Annotated in this window: 20 protein-coding genes; 4 read left to right on the forward strand and 16 right to left on the reverse strand. The window is 29.0% G+C overall.

Features of this window, described 5'->3' with window-relative positions:
- Positions 1-37 precede the first annotated feature (37 nt).
- The 14 genes from XO12_RS05290 to XO12_RS11625 form a co-directional block, all read right to left on the reverse strand.
- Positions 38-1150 carry an NADH:ubiquinone reductase (Na(+)-transporting) subunit F gene (locus XO12_RS05290; protein ID WP_047266352.1) on the reverse strand — a complete coding sequence of 371 codons (1113 nt, stop codon included), beginning with the start codon at positions 1148-1150 and terminating at the stop codon, positions 38-40.
- Positions 1151-1159: 9 nt separating this feature from the next.
- Positions 1160-1756: an NADH:ubiquinone reductase (Na(+)-transporting) subunit E gene (locus XO12_RS05295; RefSeq protein WP_047266351.1), complete on the reverse strand. Its 597-nt coding sequence runs from the start codon at positions 1754-1756 to the stop codon at positions 1160-1162.
- Positions 1756-2358: an NADH:ubiquinone reductase (Na(+)-transporting) subunit D gene (locus tag XO12_RS05300; protein WP_047266350.1), complete on the reverse strand. Its 603-nt coding sequence runs from the start codon at positions 2356-2358 to the stop codon at positions 1756-1758. Before XO12_RS05300 ends, XO12_RS05295 begins: the two co-directional genes overlap by 1 nt.
- Positions 2355-2969, reverse strand: a complete 615-nt coding sequence (locus tag XO12_RS05305) for an FMN-binding protein (RefSeq protein WP_047266349.1) — start codon at positions 2967-2969, stop codon at positions 2355-2357. The genes XO12_RS05300 and XO12_RS05305 overlap by 4 nt, the downstream gene beginning before the upstream one ends.
- Positions 2966-3835, reverse strand: coding sequence for an RnfABCDGE type electron transport complex subunit D (locus XO12_RS05310; protein ID WP_175419834.1), 870 nt, complete (start codon positions 3833-3835; stop codon positions 2966-2968). Before XO12_RS05310 ends, XO12_RS05305 begins: the two co-directional genes overlap by 4 nt.
- A gap of 153 nt (positions 3836-3988) precedes the next feature.
- Entirely contained in the window at positions 3989-4264 is a 276-nt protein-coding gene (rpsO, locus tag XO12_RS05315; protein WP_047266348.1) for a 30S ribosomal protein S15, read from the reverse strand.
- 114 nt (positions 4265-4378) lie between these two features.
- Positions 4379-5263 carry a DUF1385 domain-containing protein gene (locus tag XO12_RS05320; protein ID WP_047266347.1) on the reverse strand — a complete coding sequence of 295 codons (885 nt, stop codon included), beginning with the start codon at positions 5261-5263 and terminating at the stop codon, positions 4379-4381.
- Positions 5241-5495, reverse strand: a complete 255-nt coding sequence (locus tag XO12_RS05325) for a hypothetical protein (RefSeq protein ID WP_047266346.1) — start codon at positions 5493-5495, stop codon at positions 5241-5243. Before XO12_RS05325 ends, XO12_RS05320 begins: the two co-directional genes overlap by 23 nt.
- A gap of 17 nt (positions 5496-5512) precedes the next feature.
- Positions 5513-5797, reverse strand: a complete 285-nt coding sequence (locus XO12_RS05330; protein ID WP_047266383.1) for a stage V sporulation protein S — start codon at positions 5795-5797, stop codon at positions 5513-5515.
- Positions 5798-6001: 204 nt separating this feature from the next.
- Positions 6002-7162 (reverse strand): 2-oxoacid:acceptor oxidoreductase subunit alpha, encoded by a 1161-nt coding sequence (locus tag XO12_RS05335; RefSeq protein WP_047266345.1) that lies wholly within the window; start codon positions 7160-7162, stop codon positions 6002-6004.
- On the reverse strand, positions 7155-7379 hold the full coding sequence (locus XO12_RS05340) for a ferredoxin family protein (RefSeq protein WP_047266344.1): 225 nt from the start codon (positions 7377-7379) through the stop codon (positions 7155-7157). The genes XO12_RS05335 and XO12_RS05340 overlap by 8 nt, the downstream gene beginning before the upstream one ends.
- A gap of 15 nt (positions 7380-7394) precedes the next feature.
- Complete coding sequence (locus XO12_RS05345) at positions 7395-8534, reverse strand: sodium ion-translocating decarboxylase subunit beta (protein WP_175419809.1); 1140 nt, start codon at positions 8532-8534, stop codon at positions 7395-7397.
- Between the two features lie 158 nt (positions 8535-8692).
- The gene (locus XO12_RS05350) at positions 8693-9499 is read right to left on the reverse strand and encodes a type I phosphomannose isomerase catalytic subunit (protein WP_175419810.1); all 807 of its coding nucleotides are present in this window, start codon (positions 9497-9499) and stop codon (positions 8693-8695) included.
- A 118-nt stretch (positions 9500-9617) separates the two neighbouring features.
- Positions 9618-11189, reverse strand: a complete 1572-nt coding sequence (locus tag XO12_RS11625) for a helix-turn-helix transcriptional regulator (protein ID WP_175419811.1) — start codon at positions 11187-11189, stop codon at positions 9618-9620.
- 204 nt (positions 11190-11393) lie between these two features.
- Here XO12_RS11625 and XO12_RS05360 point away from each other — a divergent pair, with 204 nt between their 5' ends.
- Both XO12_RS05360 and XO12_RS05365 read left to right on the forward strand, forming a co-directional pair.
- Entirely contained in the window at positions 11394-11549 is a 156-nt protein-coding gene (locus XO12_RS05360; RefSeq protein ID WP_156166177.1) for a hypothetical protein, read from the forward strand.
- Positions 11550-11598: 49 nt separating this feature from the next.
- A complete protein-coding gene (locus tag XO12_RS05365) occupies positions 11599-12945 on the forward strand; it encodes an HD-GYP domain-containing protein (RefSeq protein ID WP_052913259.1) in 1347 nt (448 codons plus the stop codon).
- Between the two features lie 2 nt (positions 12946-12947).
- Here the strand turns inward: XO12_RS05365 and XO12_RS05370 are convergent, their stop codons facing one another.
- On the reverse strand, positions 12948-14132 hold the full coding sequence (locus XO12_RS05370; protein WP_175419812.1) for an MFS transporter: 1185 nt from the start codon (positions 14130-14132) through the stop codon (positions 12948-12950).
- A 176-nt stretch (positions 14133-14308) separates the two neighbouring features.
- Here XO12_RS05370 and pgeF point away from each other — a divergent pair, with 176 nt between their 5' ends.
- Together pgeF and XO12_RS05380 are read left to right on the forward strand one after the other, a co-directional pair.
- Positions 14309-15304 carry a peptidoglycan editing factor PgeF gene (gene pgeF / locus XO12_RS05375; protein ID WP_175419813.1) on the forward strand — a complete coding sequence of 332 codons (996 nt, stop codon included), beginning with the start codon at positions 14309-14311 and terminating at the stop codon, positions 15302-15304.
- 48 nt (positions 15305-15352) lie between these two features.
- A complete protein-coding gene (locus XO12_RS05380; RefSeq protein WP_175419814.1) occupies positions 15353-16720 on the forward strand; it encodes an MATE family efflux transporter in 1368 nt (455 codons plus the stop codon).
- 28 nt (positions 16721-16748) lie between these two features.
- On the opposite strand, the gene XO12_RS05385 is transcribed toward XO12_RS05380, so the two are convergent.
- Positions 16749-18650: an HD domain-containing phosphohydrolase gene (locus tag XO12_RS05385; RefSeq protein ID WP_175419815.1), complete on the reverse strand. Its 1902-nt coding sequence runs from the start codon at positions 18648-18650 to the stop codon at positions 16749-16751.
- Between the last annotated feature and the right edge of the window lie 405 nt (positions 18651-19055).

Consider the following 19055-nt stretch of genomic DNA (forward strand, 5'->3'; position numbering starts at 1 on the left):
ATAAAAAAGTTCGAATGAAACTTGGATACCTTACAAATTATGCAAATTTGTCATAATAAATTTTTTCTTCAGAAATTCCATTTTTTGTCAATATATTAACACATGCGTTTATCATCCCCGGGCTACCACACAAATATCCTTCTTTTGGAGTTGATGGATCCATTTTTTCTTTTATGTATTTATCTAAAACATCAGTAATAAAACCAGTTTCTCCTTTCCAATTATCTTCAGGTAATGGCTCTGATAATGCCGGAACAAAGTGAAATTTTGGCCATTTTTTTTCAAGTTCTTTAAATATTTCAACATAGTATAAATCTCTTAAAGAACGAGCCCCAAAGAAGAACCATACATTTCTGTCTGTTATATTTTTTTCAAACATGTCAAGTATTATGGATTTTAATGGCGCCATACCAGATCCGCCAGCCACCCCTATTACATCGGCATTAGTATCCCGTAAATAAAATTCCCCAAAAGGACCAATTAGCTCGAGTTTGTCTCCTTCTTTTAAATAGTTATGTACATATGTTGTTGCAATTCCTCCAGGAACAAGTCTGATTAGAAATTCAACACTATCTTTTTCTGAAGGAACAGATGATATAGAATATGCTCTCTGTGTATCCTCTTTTATTTTTTCATAAGGTGGAATTACTATTTGCATATATTGTCCTGCTTTAAAGTTTATTTCTGCAGGTTCTAACAATTTGAATTTCACTTCCTTGATATCGTGTGTGACATCTTTTATTTTTTCTACAGTTGTTTTATATTTTTTTACATTGAACAGTTCTTCTGGAAGCCATATTTCTATATCTTTTTTTAATTTTACCTGACAGGATAATCTTATGTTTTCCTTTATTTCTTCGGGTGTAAGCAATGGTGTTTCAGTAGGCAAATGAGGTCCAATATCAGATAACACTTTTACCTTACATGCTCCACAACTTCCTCTTCCACCACAGGCTGAAGGAACAAAAATACCTGTTTCTGATAGAGTTGTTAATAATGACGCACCGCCTTTTACTATAACATCTTTCTTCCCATTAATATTTATTTTTATATCGCCATAATTGTTTACAATTCCATCTACAATAGTTATAACAGCCGCCAACACTCCACTGATAATAGAAACTATTAAAGGTGCTAATAATATATTCATTGTATCACCTCACTGTACATTGAGCATTCCTGAAAAACCTATAAATGCCATTGCCATAATACCTATAATAATTAAAGTTATTCCAGGCCCTTTTAATGCTGGCGGTATATTTGGACTTTTATCAACTTTTTTTCTAATAGCTGCTAACGCCATAATAGCAAGCCACCATCCAAGCCCGGAACCAAGACCATAAAATACAGATTGGATTAATGTGTAATATCTTAATTGCATAAATAATGAAACTCCTAATATTGCACAATTCACCGTTATTAAAGGCAAAAATATGCCAAGACTCATATATAAATTTGGAGAAATTCTATCTATCAACATTTCTAGAATTTGAACAACTGCAGCAATAACTATTATAAAGACAATATATCTTAAATATTCCAGTCCAAAAGGTATTATTATTTTATTATATACTATCCAATTTAATGCTGTGGTTATGGTCATAACAAGAGTTACAGCCATGCCTAATCCATTTGATGAAGTTATATCTTTTGAAACAGATATAAATGAGCACATTCCTAAAAAATTTGCAAGAAGAATATTACTGGTAAATATTGAAGCGAAAAATAATATGAACGGGCTGATTTGTGGAGCCATTATTTAGCCTCCTTTCTCAACATATAACCTTTTGCTATCCATATAAATATCGCAAGCATAAAGAATGCACTTGGTGCCATTAACATTATTGTCCATGAAACAAAGCCTTCAGGTAAAACTCTGTAACCAAATAATGTTCCAAATCCCAGTAATTCTCTGAAAAAAGCCACTGCTATCAATACAACAAGATATCCTATTCCTGATGTAAAACCATCCCAGAATGAAATAATTGGTTTATTTGATTGAGCAAATCCCTCTGCACGACCCATAATTATACAATTTGTAATAATCAATCCCACATAGGGCCCAAGCGCTTTACTAATACCTGGCATATATGCTCTTAATATGATATCCACTATAATAACATAGAAAGAAATTATAAGTGTTTGAATTATCATTCTAACCTTTCTTGGGATTAAACTTTTAATTGTTGAAACGGTAAAACTTGAAAATGCTGTAACCAGACTTACTGCTATCGTCATAATTAATGTATTTATTAAATTATTTGTAACCGCCAGAGCAGAACAGATGCCTAAAATCTGAATAAAAACAGGATTATTATACCAGATATTATCCTTCATTATTTTTTTGTATTCACTCATCCCAACTCACCTCCTAAGAGGTTTTTTAATATGTTTAAATATGAATTTATCATATTAAGTACAGATTCAGAAGTTCTTGTTGCACCTGTGATAGCTTCAACTTCGCCATTATCATGATTAAAATCTCCTTTACCTGAACCGCCAACAATCATTTCTATTTTTCCATCTATAATTTTTTCGAATTTAAACTGTTCTTTAAACCAACTCTCTTCTATTCTTCCTCCGAGTCCAGGAGTTTCACTCTGAGTAATAAAATCAATACCGACAATTTTAGAAATGTTTTTGTCAACTGCCAATACCCCCCTTATTGTACTCCATAATCCATTTCCAACAAAAATTACAGCATATACATCTTCACCATTTACATTACTTTTATATACATCTATATCTTTAATTTTTTCTATTTTTATTTTTTCGTCAAACAACTTATACGCTTCGATATCATTTTTATATTCTATTCCCATCGCTGATAACACAGCTTTCCTCAAATAAAGCTCTTCATTGATTTTTACTTTTTCTTTTGTCATTTCATTTGCAAGAGCAAGTATGAAAACAAGGATAAATGAAATTAAAAATGTGAAAATAACAACATATAATTTGTTGTCTTTCATATTTTCACCTTCTTTTTTAAAGATACAAGTTCATCAATTAAAGGCGCAAAAGTATTGGCAAATAATACAGCAAAACTTGTACCTTCTGGAAAGAGAGAAAAAGTCCTTATAAGTACCGCCACTACTCCAATTATTATCCCATAATACCAATGGGATATTTGCTTTTTTGGCGCACTAATTGGATCGGTAGCCATAAATACTATAACAAAAATAAGGCTTCCAGACATCAAATACTGAAGTGGATAATTAACTATTCCTGAAAAATAGAATGCATATATTAGTATAAATGAAGTTAAAAAGGTAGAAAGCATTATTCTCCAACTAGCAGTTTTGGTGTAGATAAGATAAATTGCACCCAATAAAATTAAGAATATGAAACTTTCTCCCATTGACCCTGCTCTAAATCCAAAAAACATTTTTACAATATCAAAGGCTTCATTTGATTCTCGCATTAATTTTAAAGGTGTTGCTGTTGTTATAACATCAATACCAAATTTCCCCGGAACCATCCAGCTTAAAGTCATAATATTAGGAAAGGTTATATATATAAATAACCTTCCTACAATAGCAGGATTGAATGGATTTCTCCCAAACCCTCCAAATACTTCCTTACCAAATAAAACACCAAAGATTATTCCTATTAAAGCAACCCACCATGGTGTTAACGGAGGTAAAGACAGGACAAACAATAGCGAAGTTACCAAAACTGCTTCAGAAACGTTTTTTTTAACTCTTTTTTCCATAATGTATTCTGTTAAAATCCCACCCGCAAAAACTACTATACTTAAAAAAATAAGTCTTATCCCGTAGAAGTAAAGAGCAAATAAATATATGGGAATTAAAGAATACAGAACACGTCTCATCATTACCTGCTTAAGAAAAAACGGTTTTTTCACCACACCACCCCCAATCGACAATGTAAAAAATTAAAAATTATATTTAAATTAATTATAGCACAATTTTATAATAATTACAATTTCGTTTCGTTAAAAAAAAAACAGCTTCCATGCGGAAGCTGTTTATCCTCTAATTCCTAACTTTGAAATTAATTCTTTATAAACTTCTGGCCTTTCTTTCTTTAAATATTTTAGCATCTTTCTTCTTTTACCAACCATTTTCATTAATCCTCTTCTGGAATGAAAATCTTTTGAGTGAATCTTTAAGTGTTCTGTTAAATGTCTGATTCTTGCTGTTAATAACGCAATTTGAACTTCCACTGAACCTGTGTCTTTTTCATTGATTTTGAATTCTTCAATTACCTTGTTTTTAATTTCTGGATCTAATCCTCTTGACATATTTCTCTACCTCCGTATTCATATTCCATTAGCCAAGATAAGGTCTTTGCCGTTATCTGAGCTAAGGTAATAATATTATATTACATATTATGTTAAAAATCAATTGATATTATTTTAAACTTCAACAATTTCTTCACCATCAAAATCATCTTTTAATGCATATTTTAATGAAATAATAGCAACTTCAAGCTGATTTTCATCTGGCTCAGATGTTGTGATTTTTTGTAATGCTAATCCTGGCCAGGCCAGAATCTTTCCTATCCACGTATCTATAATTTTAGCTGTAAATCTCTGAAATTCATATGCAAATCCCGCTACTAACGGAAGTAGTATAATTCTTGTTATAACTTTTTCCCATAATGTCGTATATCCTAATGCGCCAGTTATAGAAAAAACTATAATTGAAGCAAAAACTGTTATAATCAAAAAACTGGTTCCACATCTTGGATGCAATGTTGTATAATTTTTTGCATTATTAACATTTAAATCTTTACCATCTTCATAATTATACACTGTTTTATGTTCTGCACCATGGTATTCAAACACTCTTTTGACATCTTTAAATAACGATATTACCCATATATATAATATTACAAATACAGCTCTAACAAACCCTTCTATAAAAGAAAACCAGAATTCATTTTGTATATTAAACAACTTGGTTACAAACATCGGTCCAACACCAAAACCACCAATAGCAAATAAAAAAGCAAGTATAATTGAAATAATCATATCTTTTTTCGTTATCTCTTCTTCGCCAGATACATTTGCAGAATAAGATAGCGCTTCCATTCCAATAATCATGGCTTTTAAAAGAACAAAAAAACCTCTGATAAAGGGTATTTTTTCCCATACACCAAAAGAACCCTCTTTTAATTTTTTCACCTGTATTCTACCATCGGGTCTCCTTACAGCAACAACGGTGTTTATTCCCTTCATCATTACACCTTCTATAACAGCCTGACCACCAACATACTTAGGCATTTTCTTTTTCTCCATTATTTATCCTCCTCAGTATTTCCTCTACAATATCTCCTTCTGTTATAACAAAATAAAAAGTCAGAGCCTCTTTGTCCACGCTTTTTTCTTTTTTTAAAACAATAGAAGCTTTTCGTCTTATCTTTAATCTTTCTTCTTTATTCAATTGAGAAATTTCCTTTACTATAGAAAAAAGCCGCGCGTCTTTTTTGCACGCGGTAACTATTTCATTAATAATTTTGTTATCTATCACTTATGATACTCCTTAAATTAAGCTTCTGTTTCTTCTTCGGTAATTTCTGCAAATACCCTAAATTTAATTCCTGTTCTTTTTTCTTCCCCAACAGTTACCTCAACAAAACCAGGAACCACAAAAATCTTTTTCCCTCTTGTTTCAACAAATCTTCTTGCAATGGCAATAGCTTTAACCGCTTGATTAACAGCTCCCGCCCCAATTGCCTGAATTTCAACTTCATCTGTTTTACTTAAAACCCCTGCTATAGCTCCAGCTACTTTGTTTGGTGACGAAGAATGACCAACTTTTAAAACTTCCATGGATAGTTCAGCCCCCTTTATTTGTTTTCTAAGTTTAATTTTACCATAAAACACAATCATTTTCAAGCTTCGCTTGAAAATGATTGACAATATTATTTTTATTTTTTTCTTTTACTCCAAATTTCTCTTTTCAAGCTTCGCTTGAAAATATTCGCTTGAAAATGATTGTTCTTATTAAAAAAAATCCTGCGGACGCAGGATTTTTTAAAACTCTATTATTCTTCGCCAAACATTTGTTATTGAATTTAATATTTCTCTTGGGCTTATTAAATCTCCATCAACTTTATTAACTAATTCCAGATGTTTCCCAAACTTATTGATTCTTGAAATCTCTAAAGCCATTTGACCTAAATTCATTTCAGCAATAATTATAGCCTGCGACTTTTTCAAAATATTTTTCATTTTTGAAACAGGAAATGGCCATATGGAAATTGGTTTAAATAAACCAACTGGAATTCTATCTTCTCTTGCCATTTTTACAGCTTTCATAGCACTTCTTGCTACAGTACCGTAAGCTACTACTATTATTTCAGCATCATCCGTCATATATTCATCATATATAGCAATTTCTTCTGCATATAACCTTATTTTTGAATCAAGATGTTTAATAACTTTATCCGCAATATGGCTTGAACCAACAGGGAATCCTGTCTCATCATGTACCAAACCCGATACATGAAATCTTGCTTTACCCATCTCAATTAAAGGATTTACAGGATAATTTTCATCCTGAAAACCAAATGGATGGAATAAATCTTCTTCTTCAATCTCAGATTCTGAAAGTCTCTGGATAATCTCTGGATTTTCATCTTCATCGCTTAAATAAAAACTTTCTCTCATATGACCTAATGTTTCATCCATAACTAGAACAACTGGAGTTCTATATGTTTCTGCATAATTAAATGCTTTTATTGTACACTTATATGCCTCTTCTACTGTTGAAGGGTATAATGCTATTATTTGCTGATCTCCATGACGCCCCCATCTTATTTGCATAATATCACTTTGTGAAGGTTTTGTGGGTAATCCAGTACTTGGTCCTCCTCTCATTACATCAACAAATACGCATGGAGTTTCTGTCATTGTTGCATATCCAAGCGCTTCCTGCATTAAACTAAATCCTGGGCCACTGGTAGCAGTCATAGATTTTATACCTGCTAATGATGCGCCTATTATTGCCGCAGCACTTGCAATTTCATCTTCCATCTGAATAAATTTTCCGCCAACCTTTGGCAACTCTCTTGCCATAGTTTCTGCTACTTCAGTTGATGGGGTAATTGGATATCCGGCAAAAAACCTACATCCAGCTTTAATCGCAGCTTTTGCAACAGCTTCATTTCCTTGCATAAAAACAATTTTACCCATTGTTCTCAACCACCTTTACATTCTCAACCACGTTTATTGCAATATCAGGACATAATCTTTCACACATTAAACATCCTATACACTTTTCTGCATCAGAAACTATCGGTTTACCTAATTCGGCAGAGCCTAAAGCTTTTGTTGGACATACAGAGTAACATATACCACAGTTTTTACAGAAATAGTAATTAATCTCTATTTTGTAACTTTTTTTAGCCATATATTCGCCACCTCATTATGAAAGTATTGACAGGAATACACCAGCTGCAACAGCAGAACCAATAACTCCCGCTACATTTGGCCCCATAGCATGCATTAATATAAAGTTGCTTGGATCTTCACTTTGAGCAACTGTTTGTGCAACCCTTGCTGAATCCGGCACGGCAGATACACCAGCTGCACCAATTAAAGGATTTATTTTATTTTTTGAAAATACATTCATTAATTTTGCAAATAAAATCCCTGATGTCATTGCAATAATAAACGCAACAGCTCCTAATAAGAAAATCTTTAAACTTGTAGGTTTTAAGAACAAATCTGCCCTTGCAGTGCTACCAACTGACAGCATTAATAAAATGGTTACTGAATCAAGAATAAATCTCGATGCTGCTTCTGCCAATCTTTTTGTTACACCTGATTCTTTTAATAAATTCCCAAGCATTAATAACCCCACTAATGATAAAGCTTTTGGAACAAGCAATGCTACAACTATGGTTGTTGCTATAGGAAATATTATTTTTTCTTTTCTGCTAACATGTCTCATTTTTTTCATTCTTATCTTTCTTTCATCTTTTGAGGTTAGTAATTTAGAAACTGGAGGTTGTAAAATAGGAATTAACGCTATATACGAATAAGCAGCTATGGCTATAACTGCCAGTAATTCAGGAGAAAATCTTGATGCCAGATAAATTGATGTCGGACCATCTGCACCACCAATAATAGCTATCGATGCTGCGCTTTTTATGCCAAAACCCATTAAATTTGCCACAACAAATGTGCCAAAAATACCTACCTGGGCTGCTGCACCTAAAAAGATTAATCTCGGATCGGCTATTAAATATGAAAAATCAGTCAATGCTCCTATTCCTAAAAATATTAACGGAGGATATATACCCAAAAACATTCCACGTTGAATATACCACAATAATCCGCCTACCTGATTCGAGGTTGGAGGGTTTAATAAACCCGTAACTTCCGGTGGTATATTTGCAAGTATTATTCCAAATCCTATTGGAATTAAAAGTAAAGGTTCAGCGTGTTTTACTATTGCTATATAAATCAAGATAGAACCTATAAAAAGCATAAGAATATGTTGCCATGTAAAGTATGCAAATCCGCTATTTGTAAAAAAAGCCAAAAAATTTGAAAAATCCATATTTTATCCTCCTTGCAAGTTATTTCACAGTAATTATAAAACTTTCTTAAAAATAATTCAAGCAACATTTTAACTAATTATATTAAAGTAAAGTAAAAAAAGCAAGGCTTTACCGCCTTACTTTATATCTAATCGCAGGTAGTCAATATTTTTTAAATTTAAAGAAAAAATAATAATCCTTCTTCATCAGTTTTATATTCAACATTATATGGAATAACCACAGTTTTAAAGCCATTTAAAGATACATATACACCAAATCCTTTTATTTTGGCATTTTTATTTTTTATTCTTTTTATATTAAAATACTGTGTTTTAAATTCGTTAAAATTGTTTGCAATAATATAAGGACTATCTTTTAATACGCGCAATCCTTTTTCAACATGAATCTCCCTGGGGCGTCCCCAATCATATAATCTATATGTTAAACTCGATGTTTGTTGTATTTCCAACATCATAGAATTAGGTCCAAGGGTGTGAACAACTCCGGCTGGTATAAATAACAAATCTTTTTTATTTAAAATCTTTGGTTTGAATATTCCATCCCAATTTTGTTCTAATATAGCTTTTTTATTTTCTTCAATATCATTAGAAATGAAAACTTCATTTTTTTCGTTTAAGAAATACCATGCTTCTGTTTTTCCCCATGGTTCATTCTCTATTTCTTTTGCAAATTTGTCATCAGGATGAACCTGAATAGAAAGCCATTGTGTTGCAGATATTAATTTTAAAAGTAAAGGAAATCTTTCAAAATCAAGTCCTATCAATTCTTTTATCAATTTTGATGGCGTTCCATAATTTTTACCGCTATCAATACCTATAAGCGATGTTTCATAATTTTCAACACCTGAAAATAACCACACTTCCCCTATTTTACCCATATTTTTTTTGTTGAAAAGGTCATTTAATCTTCTGTTTCCCCATATTTTTTCTACAAATATGGGTTTTGATATCAAAACTTCATTCATTTTCACACCTCACTTTTATTATAAATTGAGAATATATTTTTCTATAATGATTTTTCATTTTTCTATTTTCCAGTAGATTCATAATGTCTGTTAAATATCAATTGAAATCTAAATAGTATTAGTCAAAAAAATCTAAGATATTTACTAATTTTCTCCTATCTGCACCATTTTCATAATACCAATAAGCTAATGATAATGGCATTTTTTTTAAAGAATATTTGTCTGCAAATTTATTCAAAAATTCCGGCAATTCTATTCTGACATTCCATTTAATATCGTATCTTGAATAATTTCTAATAAACACATCAAGAATTTCTTTTTCCTTTTTACTTAATTTAAAGTATTTGAACACAAATTCTTCAAAACGTGATTTTTTCATCCTTTCAAAAAAATGCTTTGCCAAAATTTTCCTTGAATTTATATATTCATTACCGTATAACATTTCTATTATAAACCATTTTTTATGAAAATCGTTTTCAAAAAATATATTTTCTTTATTATTAAAATCAATTTTTTTTACACATGAAATATATGTAATAAAAAATAGTCTTTTTTGTTGTTCAGGTGGCATTGATTTTAATTTGCTGAAACTTTCTCTATATAATCCTTCTATATATAATTTGCCGTATTCGTTTATAATAGCTTTGGGCGAATATATATCAGGAATAATGTTTAATCCTGAAATTAGTTTTTTAATAGTATCTCCTTTTATTTCTTTAACCTTCCCATTTAATATCGATGATAAACTTTTTCTTGAAATTCCTGTTTTTTTAGAGACTTCAGAAATATTTGACACATATTTTTTTAAATATATCCTTAAATTTTTGGTATTTTTATAAATGGACCTATCCTCTATAACGAATTTATTTAAATAATTAAACATATTTGCATAATTCTCTTTCGAATTTCTTTTTCCCTTTTCTGGTAATCTATTCCAATAGAAACTAATTATGTTTGAATATAAATACAATGTATCTATATTTTCTTTATTTATTTCAAAAAATGTGTCGAAGATTCCGAAATGCTTTTCATTATCTTCAAAATAATATCCTGCATAATACATCAATTCTTTTGAAAGTGATATTGATTTTTTTAAATCAAAATCTTTTAAATACCATGACCAGTCATTTAATGAATTAATTATACCAACCCTATGAGGAATTAATTTTGATAATTCAAATGTTTTTTTTAAAAATTTCCAGGCAGTTTTAAATTTTTTTTCTTTTATATTTCTTCTCGCTTTTCCCAGATTAATAAAAGCTTCTGTTGAAGGATCCATTTCATATAATTTACCCCATAAACGAGTATTTTTATTCCAGTTCATAATATTTTCTATATTTATCAAGATAGATGAAACGATTTTTCTTGCTTTTTTGGGGATTTTTGAATAATTTTCCCTTAAAAATATATATAATTTTCTGGACTCTGTATAATCGCGTATTAAAAAAAGATAAGATAATTTTTTTGCCAGTAATATATAGTACAATGTTTTCGAATTTTTATGCTTTAACCCCTTTTCAATTTCTTCTAACGCTTTATATCTACTTCCTAACCAATCGTATTCTAAACTTTTAAATAAATGTTTCCATCCATCGTGTTTTGTTTTTATTATCATAAAGTTTAGAAATGGTTTTGCAAACGAACCATAATTTGATAAAATATTAAAAATCTCCTGATTTTTTCTTCTCACCGTTTAACCTCACTTTTTTACTATTATATAATATTTAATAACATATGGGAAGTTATAATGTCAAAAATATTAATGTTACAATATAGCATATATTTTTTATATGTAAATCGGGTAGTAATCAAACTTCTGAATATAGCATAATTTGACAGTCATATGATATAGTGTATAATATAGTTGAAAATAAAAAATAAGGAGTGTGAAACTATGAAAAAAATTACAAAAATAATCATTATTTTAACTTTCTTATTTGTTATATTATTCTCTTCTATTACATTTGCTGATCCTTTAGACGGAACAGATCCTTTAAACATTACACAAAGTTCAACATCTTTTACACTAAATAGTACTATCAATCAATAAGGGGATTTTCTCCCCTTTTTTATAAAGTTTTATAAAGGTTGGTGAATTAATGAAAAAGTTCATGCTCTGGGTTTTACTAATATTTTCAAGCGTAATGATATTTGGAAATAATATTTCTAATAACGGCATTGTATTTCATAGTGCTGTGTTTTTTGTTATTATAGCATTTATTATTATAACATCAATTATCATTCTTATTATAGACAGAAAGATATTGCAGAAAAAATATGATAATAAAACTAAAGAATTAAAAAAACTGAATATGGAACTAGAAGAAACTAACAAAGAGTTAGAGGCATCATATAAAAAAATAGAAAAATTAAATAATTCTGTAATAAAAACATTAGAATTATCTTCTTTTTTTGCAGCTCCAAAATTAATGGAAAAGGATTTTGAAAAAAAGGTTTTAGAGCTGGCTCTTGAAATAATTGAACCGGCAAAATATGGCTCAATTTTTTTATTTGATGATAATAATGCGAAAATGGTATTTGCAAAGGGTTATAATTATGAAAAAATTAATGCTCTTAAATTAAAAAAAGATGATTTAATAATTCCAGAAAATGCAACAATAATAAAAGACATTCATGAAAGCAATAAAAAACAGATGTCAAAACGAAAATACAAAGAGTTTAAAAAATTGGGAGGAGATTTAAAAGAAACGCTTATTACACCAATAATGTTTAATAATGAGATTTTTGGCCTTATTACACTTGACATTTTAAAAAATGATCATATAAATACATTTGAAAATTATCATACAAAAATAATGAATTATTTTGGTAAGACATTTGCCGGTTTTTTAAAGATGCTAAACTTTATAAAACAAGAAGGAAAATTCCATAAAGATATAGCTTTAACGCTTGTAAAAGCCCTGGAATATTATGATGATTACACCAGAGGTCATTCAGAAAGGGTAGCAACATGGGCTTCATTAATTGCTGAAAAAATGAATATTGACAAACAAAGAATAGAGAGAATATATTGGGCTGGTATTCTACACGATATTGGTAAAATTTTTGTTCCTCAGTCTATATTAAATAAAGCCAATAAATTAACATCAGAAGAATATGAAAAAATAAAACTTCACCCTATAAAAGGTGAAGAATTAATACGCAAAGTCGAAGATATGAAAGATATATCTAAAATAATAAGACATCATCATGAAAGATGGGATGGAAAAGGATATCCAGATAATCTTTCAGGAGAAAATATTCCGCTGGAATCAAGAATTTTAACAGTTGTTGATAGTTTTGATGCAATGATTAGTGAAAGACCATATAAAAAACCTTTAACAAAAGAACAGGCAATAGATGAATTAAAAAGATTAGCTGGTAGTCAATTTGATGAAAAGGTTGTTATTTCATTTATTGAAATTCTTAAAAACGAGAAAAAATAGTATTATATATTCTTTTTATATAAGCTCATAAATATTTTATCGTTCAGAATGGGTTTAAACAGAAATTTTAATAATATTAAAGAAATAAAATAAAATAATGCACTAATTAAAAATAGATATGTATATCCATTTGTAAAAGATGTTATATATCCAAATATTAAAGCTGCAAGAGAACGAGATATAAAATTTAAAAAATTTCTGAAACTGCTTATTGTTGTTATCTTATTTTGAGGTATATAACTCATAATAATTGTTGTAGATACGGGATTAGTCATATTCATAAACGAAAATCTCAAAGCATACAATACAGTAAATAAATATGGGTCTCGTATATAGGCAAAGGATATTATTAAAGGTATAACAAGTATATTTAAGAAAAGTGTAAATTGATATGCTCCAAACTTTTTTGAAAGTTTGGATGAAAATATAGAACCCAACGAAGCTCCAAGTTGCGCAAAAGCAAGGGCCACGCCTATAATAGTTGGTTGCATATTAAACAAATCTTTGAATATGACATTTCCAAAATTAACAAATAATCCTGCACCAAAACCTATTAAAAATGTTCTTATTAAATGTATTTTTACAATATGACTCTGCAATTCATCAAAATCTTTTAGACTGAAGATTTCTTTTATAGAAACTTCCGAATGGTGTTTTTTGTCTTCATGTACCAGTAGTAAGAAAAAATTGGAAAATAAATGTGTAATTCCTGTAATCAATAGCGCCGCACTAAAGCCAAAGACTTCTCCAATTGACCCACCTATTAAGTTACCTATTAAACCACTTCCCATGAATAATCCAAAATTGTATCCAAAATATTTCCCTCTATTTTCATGTGTTGTAATATCCACAATTAATGAATTAAGCAAAATCATCCTTGAAGTTAACACTCCACCATTAATTAAAGCTGTATATATTAACATTGTTTCTGAGGGTATTGAAATTCTTAAAAATGTAATGGCAGCAAATGTTACCGATGAAAATATTAACATTATTTTTTTTTCAAATTTATCCCCCATTATTCCAATTAATAATCCTAAAAAAGCGGAACCTATCATTTCAAGTGATGTTATATGACTTATAAACGTATTATTAAAACCTAAATCCCTTAAAAACAAGTTAAAGACTATTCTATATATAGATTGTGCAAGACTGCTTAAAAATGTGTAATATAATAATTTTCTCATCTAATCACTCCAATTGTTAGTTTTACAAACTATATTATACATCAAAAAAAGGTTCGTTATGTTAATAAAAGTTAAAAATATTATATTTAAATGATATAATATATTGATTATTAGAAAATCTACAATGTCTAAAAAGTCTCAAATGAAACGAAGACTCGAAGATTGCCCTTAAAATTATGAATGAAAGCCGTCAAAATTACATGGATGTAATTTTGAGCGAAACAATACACGATGTATTGTTTGAGCGACGGCTGAGAATGAATAATTTTAAGGATAAGCAATCGAGCTGTCTGAGTGAATTTGACTTTTTAGACAGTCTTGAAAATCTAAAGGAGGAAAATATGAAAATTGGTAATTTCACTTTAAAGAAAAAAGATGATATTTATTATTTTACTATTCCCATATTTGAGAATTATGGGAATTTATTTCATATATTTACTACAAGAAAAACAGGATATAATGATAAAGAATTAGACCTGGGAGTTAATACACAAACAGCTTTAAATGATGTTTATATGAATTATTTAAAATTATGCGAAACTTTTAATATAAAACAAGATAGTATAATACTTTCTGATCAGGTACATAAAGATAATATTTTAATTATAGATGAATCATTCAAATCAAATAATTTTCTTTTTAAAAGGAAGGTTAAAAATGCGGATGGTTTAATTACAAACAAGAAGAATCTATTTTTAGTGACATTATATGCAGATTGTACACCTATTTATTTCTTTGATCCAGTAAAGGAGGTTATTGCTCTGGCACATTCAGGCTGGAAAGGAACGGTTAAAAAAATTGGTGAAAAAACTGTATTAAAAATGATTAAAGAATTTGGTTGTAACCCAAAGGATATTTTAGTTGCACTGGGACCATCTATAGGACCGGAAAGTTTTGAGGTCAAAGAAGATGTGAAAAATTTTTTTGAAAAAATTTTTAATGAAAAAAATTTTAGTTTTTCAAATGAGATTATAAAACCAGGTAAAAATGAAAAATATTTAATAGATATATGGAAGACAATAGAATATACGCTTATTAATACCGGTATAAGGAAAGAACATATCTTAAATTCAAATATTGATACATATAAAAATACAGATTTGTTGTTTTCATATAGAAAAGAAAAAAATACAGGAAGAATGGCTGCAATCATGGCAATTATTGACAATTAATCTATTATATGTTATAATAGTTAGCAAAGCGAATTTTAGGAGGAGATTATGTCACAGAAAGTTTTAAAAAATACTAAAGTAGATATTTTTAATAATTCCATTATCATGTCGCTATTTTTGCTAAGCTGGCCTATAATAATTTCGAATTTGATGCAAACTATGTATAATATAGTGGATGCATATTTTTTAGGGAAATTGGGTAAGATTGAATTTTCAGCCACTACAGTAACGTGGCCGGTTATTTTTGTTTTTATTTCATTTACAATAGGTTTTTCAAATGCTACAGTTTCTCTTGTATCTCAATATACTGGTGCGAATAATAAAAAAATGTCACAAAAAACTGCTGGACAGGCTTATATTATTGCTATAATTTTAGGAATAACCCTGGCGTTTATAGGTGTTTTAGTATCTAATCCGGTAATTAACCTTATCACGGGAGAAAACAGCAAGGAGGTAGCTCCTTATGCAATTAAATATTTTAATATTATAATGATTGGTATGCCATTTGCTTTTTTATTTAATATTTCTGGAGCTATTTTAAGAGGATGGGGAGATTCGAAATTTTCCATGCATATGATGTTTTATTCCACTGTCATAAATATACTTCTTGATCCTCTGTTAATTTTTGGCTTTGGACCTTTTCCAGCATTAGGGGTAGCTGGCGCTGCATGGGCAACTACAACTGCAAGAATATTTACAGGATTAATATCTTCATATCTTGTTTTTAAGGGCGAAAGAGGATTTAAGGTTAATTTATCAGATTTGAAATTCGATTCATATATAGTAAAAAAGATTCTTTCAATTGGGTTTCCGGGATCTATGAGTTATACTTTTACATCTTTTGGGTTTGTTGTGATAATGAAATTTGTATCAAGTTTTGGCCCTGCTGTTGTTAGTGCATACGGAATCGGAAATAGAATAATTAATCTTATTACAATGATATCTTTTGGTATTGGTGCTGCGGTAACAACAATGATTGGACAGTTTTTAGGTGCAAATGATATAAAAAACGCCATAAAAACTGTTAAAATTGCTTTTATAACTAATTTTACAATCATAGCCTTTTTAAGCACATTGACTTTTTTCTTCGGTGCGCATCTAACACGTTTTTTTATTAATGAACCAGAAGTAATAGAAATAGGAAAAATTTTCTTTAAGTATGTGTCTTTTTCATTGCCATTTTTCTCATCTATGAGTGTATTTGTAAATACTCTGGTAGGTGCTGGAAGAACTGGACAGTCTATGATTATAAATGTTACAAGATTATGGGGTATAAGAATACCTTTAATCGCTATTATGGCTAATACATGGGGATTTTTAGGTATTTTTTATGCAATGATTATAAGCAATATCCTTGCTATGATTATAGCCTGGCTTTTTGTTCATTTTGGAAATTGGAAAAAAGCTATTATATAATAAATTAGACAATCTAATATAATAAACTTCAATTATTTTCATCTCTAATAATTGCCAAAAAAACTTCTACAATTTCTGGAGAAAATTGTTTTCCAGAATTTTTTTCTATTTCTTCGATAGATTTTTCTTTATCCATTGCTTTTCTATATGCTCTGCTTGATGTCATAGCATCCCATGCATCAGCTACTCCTATTATTTGTGAAATCAAAGGAATTTCTTTTCCTTTTAACCCATCAGGATAGCCTTTACCATCCCATCTTTCGTGATGATGTCTGACTCCAATTGCAATTTCTTTTAATCCTTCTGAATTAATCAAAGCATTATATGCATAAACTGGATGCATTTTTATTTGATTGTATTCCTCTTCTGTTAACCCACCATTTTTATTCAGAATATTATTGGGTATAAGTATTTTTCCAATATCATGCAGTAATGCAGACCAAAATATTTTCCTTTGTAATTCCTCGCTCAAATTCAACTTTTGAGCTATTTTCCTGGAACATTCTGCTACCATTTTAGAATGGTTTTTTGTATATTCGTCATGTTGTTCAAGAAAAGATATTAATGATTTGATAATATCTTCTCTAAATTTTTCTTCTAACTTTGCTTCTTCTTTTATTTTTAAGAATGCATATGCCAGGGTTTTAAAAGATTCTAATGTTTCATTGGTTATTTCGAGATTGTTTAGTGATTCAGCAAATTTGAAAAACGCAGAATATTTTATTGTATTATCCATTGATAAAATAATATGTCTGTCTTTTAAATTTTCTCTTAAAGCTTTCTTTCCAAATCTTTTTAAAAATATCTTCTTTGAGTTTTCATATTTGATTAATTCAGCATATTCAATTCCTTCTAAAATAAAAGTAACCGCATCAAACAATTCAATTAAATAAAGATCTTCTGATAGATATTTTTCTTTTTCTATGTTTGATATTGTTTTAATAAGTATTTTCAATGAATTTTGTAATTTTTCATTATGAATATATAATGTTTCTAATTCTTCATTTTGCGAGGTTATTTCTTCATTAAATGATTCTAATTCTTCATTCTTTTTCCTTAATTCCATATTCAGTTTTCTTAACTGTTTTGTTCTTTTTTCAACTAATTTTACCAAAACATAATGGTTAATAATTAAGGTTATAATAAGAAAAAAAGAAATGAAAACAAATAACTTAACCCATTTAGGTATAATTTTTTCTTTTTGAACATAAAGGTATTTATTTAATATTTCATAATATATTGAATTATAATCATATTTCAATAAACGTATATTTTCGTCTAATATTTTTATTATCTTATTTTTTTCTGGATAATTTTTATTAAAAGCAATGTATATTTTTAATGGAGAAAAAACTATATCTGTTGGTATTAAATTATATTCATCTGAATTAGCCAAACCAAATGTCCTGTTAACAACAGCTGCATCAATTTTATTTTTTGATAAAGCTTTAAATATATCTTCATATGAATCAAATTCATAAAAACGCACTTTAATATCGAAATTTTCCAATATTTTTTTTATCCCTTTATATTCATCTGTATAATATATATCGTCTTTTAAAACACCTATTCTTTTATTTTCAAGGTCAAAGATATTAACTATATTTGATTTATGATTTATATACACAACAGCCCAGTCTGATAAAATAAACTCTTTATTAAAATCAAAATTTTCCGCCCGCTCTTTTGAATATCCCAAACATGCAAGAGCATCTATTTCTCCACTTTCCAATTTTTTTATCAAATCTGGAAATGTATCAAAAATATAATCTGGTTTAATATTTTCTTTTTCGAAAATATAATTTAAAAGTTCAGGAAAAATTCCGTTTTTTTCGTCTATTATTTTAGGTGGATTATAATATAAACCTATTTTTATTGGAAAAACGATTACTGCAAATAATATAACAATAATTGTTGTAATTCTTTTCAAAATTCCACCACCAATCATTTTGTCTAAGAAAATAGGCTGTCTAAAAAGTCTCAAATGAAACGAAGGCTCGAAGATTGCCCTTAACACACCTACGGTGGGTTATTGGATTAAAAAATTGGATTTTAATAAAAAAACTTTTGAGCTATCGCTCTCTTACAGTGGGTAATTGGAAAAAATAATTTTTATTATATAATTATAAATCCTTTTCCCTTAGATTTTTTATACCTAAAAAATCTAAGCGTAAATGTAAGCCGTCAAAAAAACAGGACGTTTTTTTGAGTGAAGCTTTTTCATGGATGAAAAATCTGAGCGACGGCTGAGAATGAATAATTTTAAGGATAAGCAATCAAGCTGCCTGAGTGAATTTGACTTTTTGGACACCGTATAAGAAAATTTAATTTATAA

The organism is Marinitoga sp. 1154 (genome assembly GCF_013363285.1).
GTDB lineage: Bacteria > Thermotogota > Thermotogae > Petrotogales > Petrotogaceae > Marinitoga.

Bases quoted from the DNA above. Each gene is read 5' to 3' on its own strand.
- XO12_RS05290 (WP_047266352.1), bottom strand. From the start codon at position 1,150: ATGAATATATTATTAGCACCTTTAATAGTTTCTATTATCAGTGGAGTG.
- XO12_RS05295 (WP_047266351.1), bottom strand. From the start codon at position 1,756: ATGGCTCCACAAATCAGCCCGTTCATATTATTTTTCGCTTCAATATTT.
- XO12_RS05300 (WP_047266350.1), bottom strand. From the start codon at position 2,358: ATGAGTGAATACAAAAAAATAATGAAGGATAATATCTGGTATAATAAT.
- XO12_RS05305 (WP_047266349.1), bottom strand. From the start codon at position 2,969: ATGAAAGACAACAAATTATATGTTGTTATTTTCACATTTTTAATTTCA.
- XO12_RS05310 (WP_175419834.1), bottom strand. From the start codon at position 3,835: ATGATGAGACGTGTTCTGTATTCTTTAATTCCCATATATTTATTTGCT.
- rpsO (WP_047266348.1), bottom strand. From the start codon at position 4,264: ATGTCAAGAGGATTAGATCCAGAAATTAAAAACAAGGTAATTGAAGAA.
- XO12_RS05320 (WP_047266347.1), bottom strand. From the start codon at position 5,263: ATGGAGAAAAAGAAAATGCCTAAGTATGTTGGTGGTCAGGCTGTTATA.
- XO12_RS05330 (WP_047266383.1), bottom strand. From the start codon at position 5,797: ATGGAAGTTTTAAAAGTTGGTCATTCTTCGTCACCAAACAAAGTAGCT.
- XO12_RS05335 (WP_047266345.1), bottom strand. From the start codon at position 7,162: ATGGGTAAAATTGTTTTTATGCAAGGAAATGAAGCTGTTGCAAAAGCT.
- XO12_RS05340 (WP_047266344.1), bottom strand. From the start codon at position 7,379: ATGGCTAAAAAAAGTTACAAAATAGAGATTAATTACTATTTCTGTAAA.
- XO12_RS05345 (WP_175419809.1), bottom strand. From the start codon at position 8,534: ATGGATTTTTCAAATTTTTTGGCTTTTTTTACAAATAGCGGATTTGCA.
- XO12_RS05350 (WP_175419810.1), bottom strand. From the start codon at position 9,499: ATGAATGAAGTTTTGATATCAAAACCCATATTTGTAGAAAAAATATGG.
- XO12_RS05360 (WP_156166177.1), top strand. From the start codon at position 11,394: ATGAAAAAAATTACAAAAATAATCATTATTTTAACTTTCTTATTTGTT.
- XO12_RS05365 (WP_052913259.1), top strand. From the start codon at position 11,599: ATGAAAAAGTTCATGCTCTGGGTTTTACTAATATTTTCAAGCGTAATG.
- XO12_RS05370 (WP_175419812.1), bottom strand. From the start codon at position 14,132: ATGAGAAAATTATTATATTACACATTTTTAAGCAGTCTTGCACAATCT.
- pgeF (WP_175419813.1), top strand. From the start codon at position 14,309: ATGAATGAAAGCCGTCAAAATTACATGGATGTAATTTTGAGCGAAACA.
- XO12_RS05380 (WP_175419814.1), top strand. From the start codon at position 15,353: ATGTCACAGAAAGTTTTAAAAAATACTAAAGTAGATATTTTTAATAAT.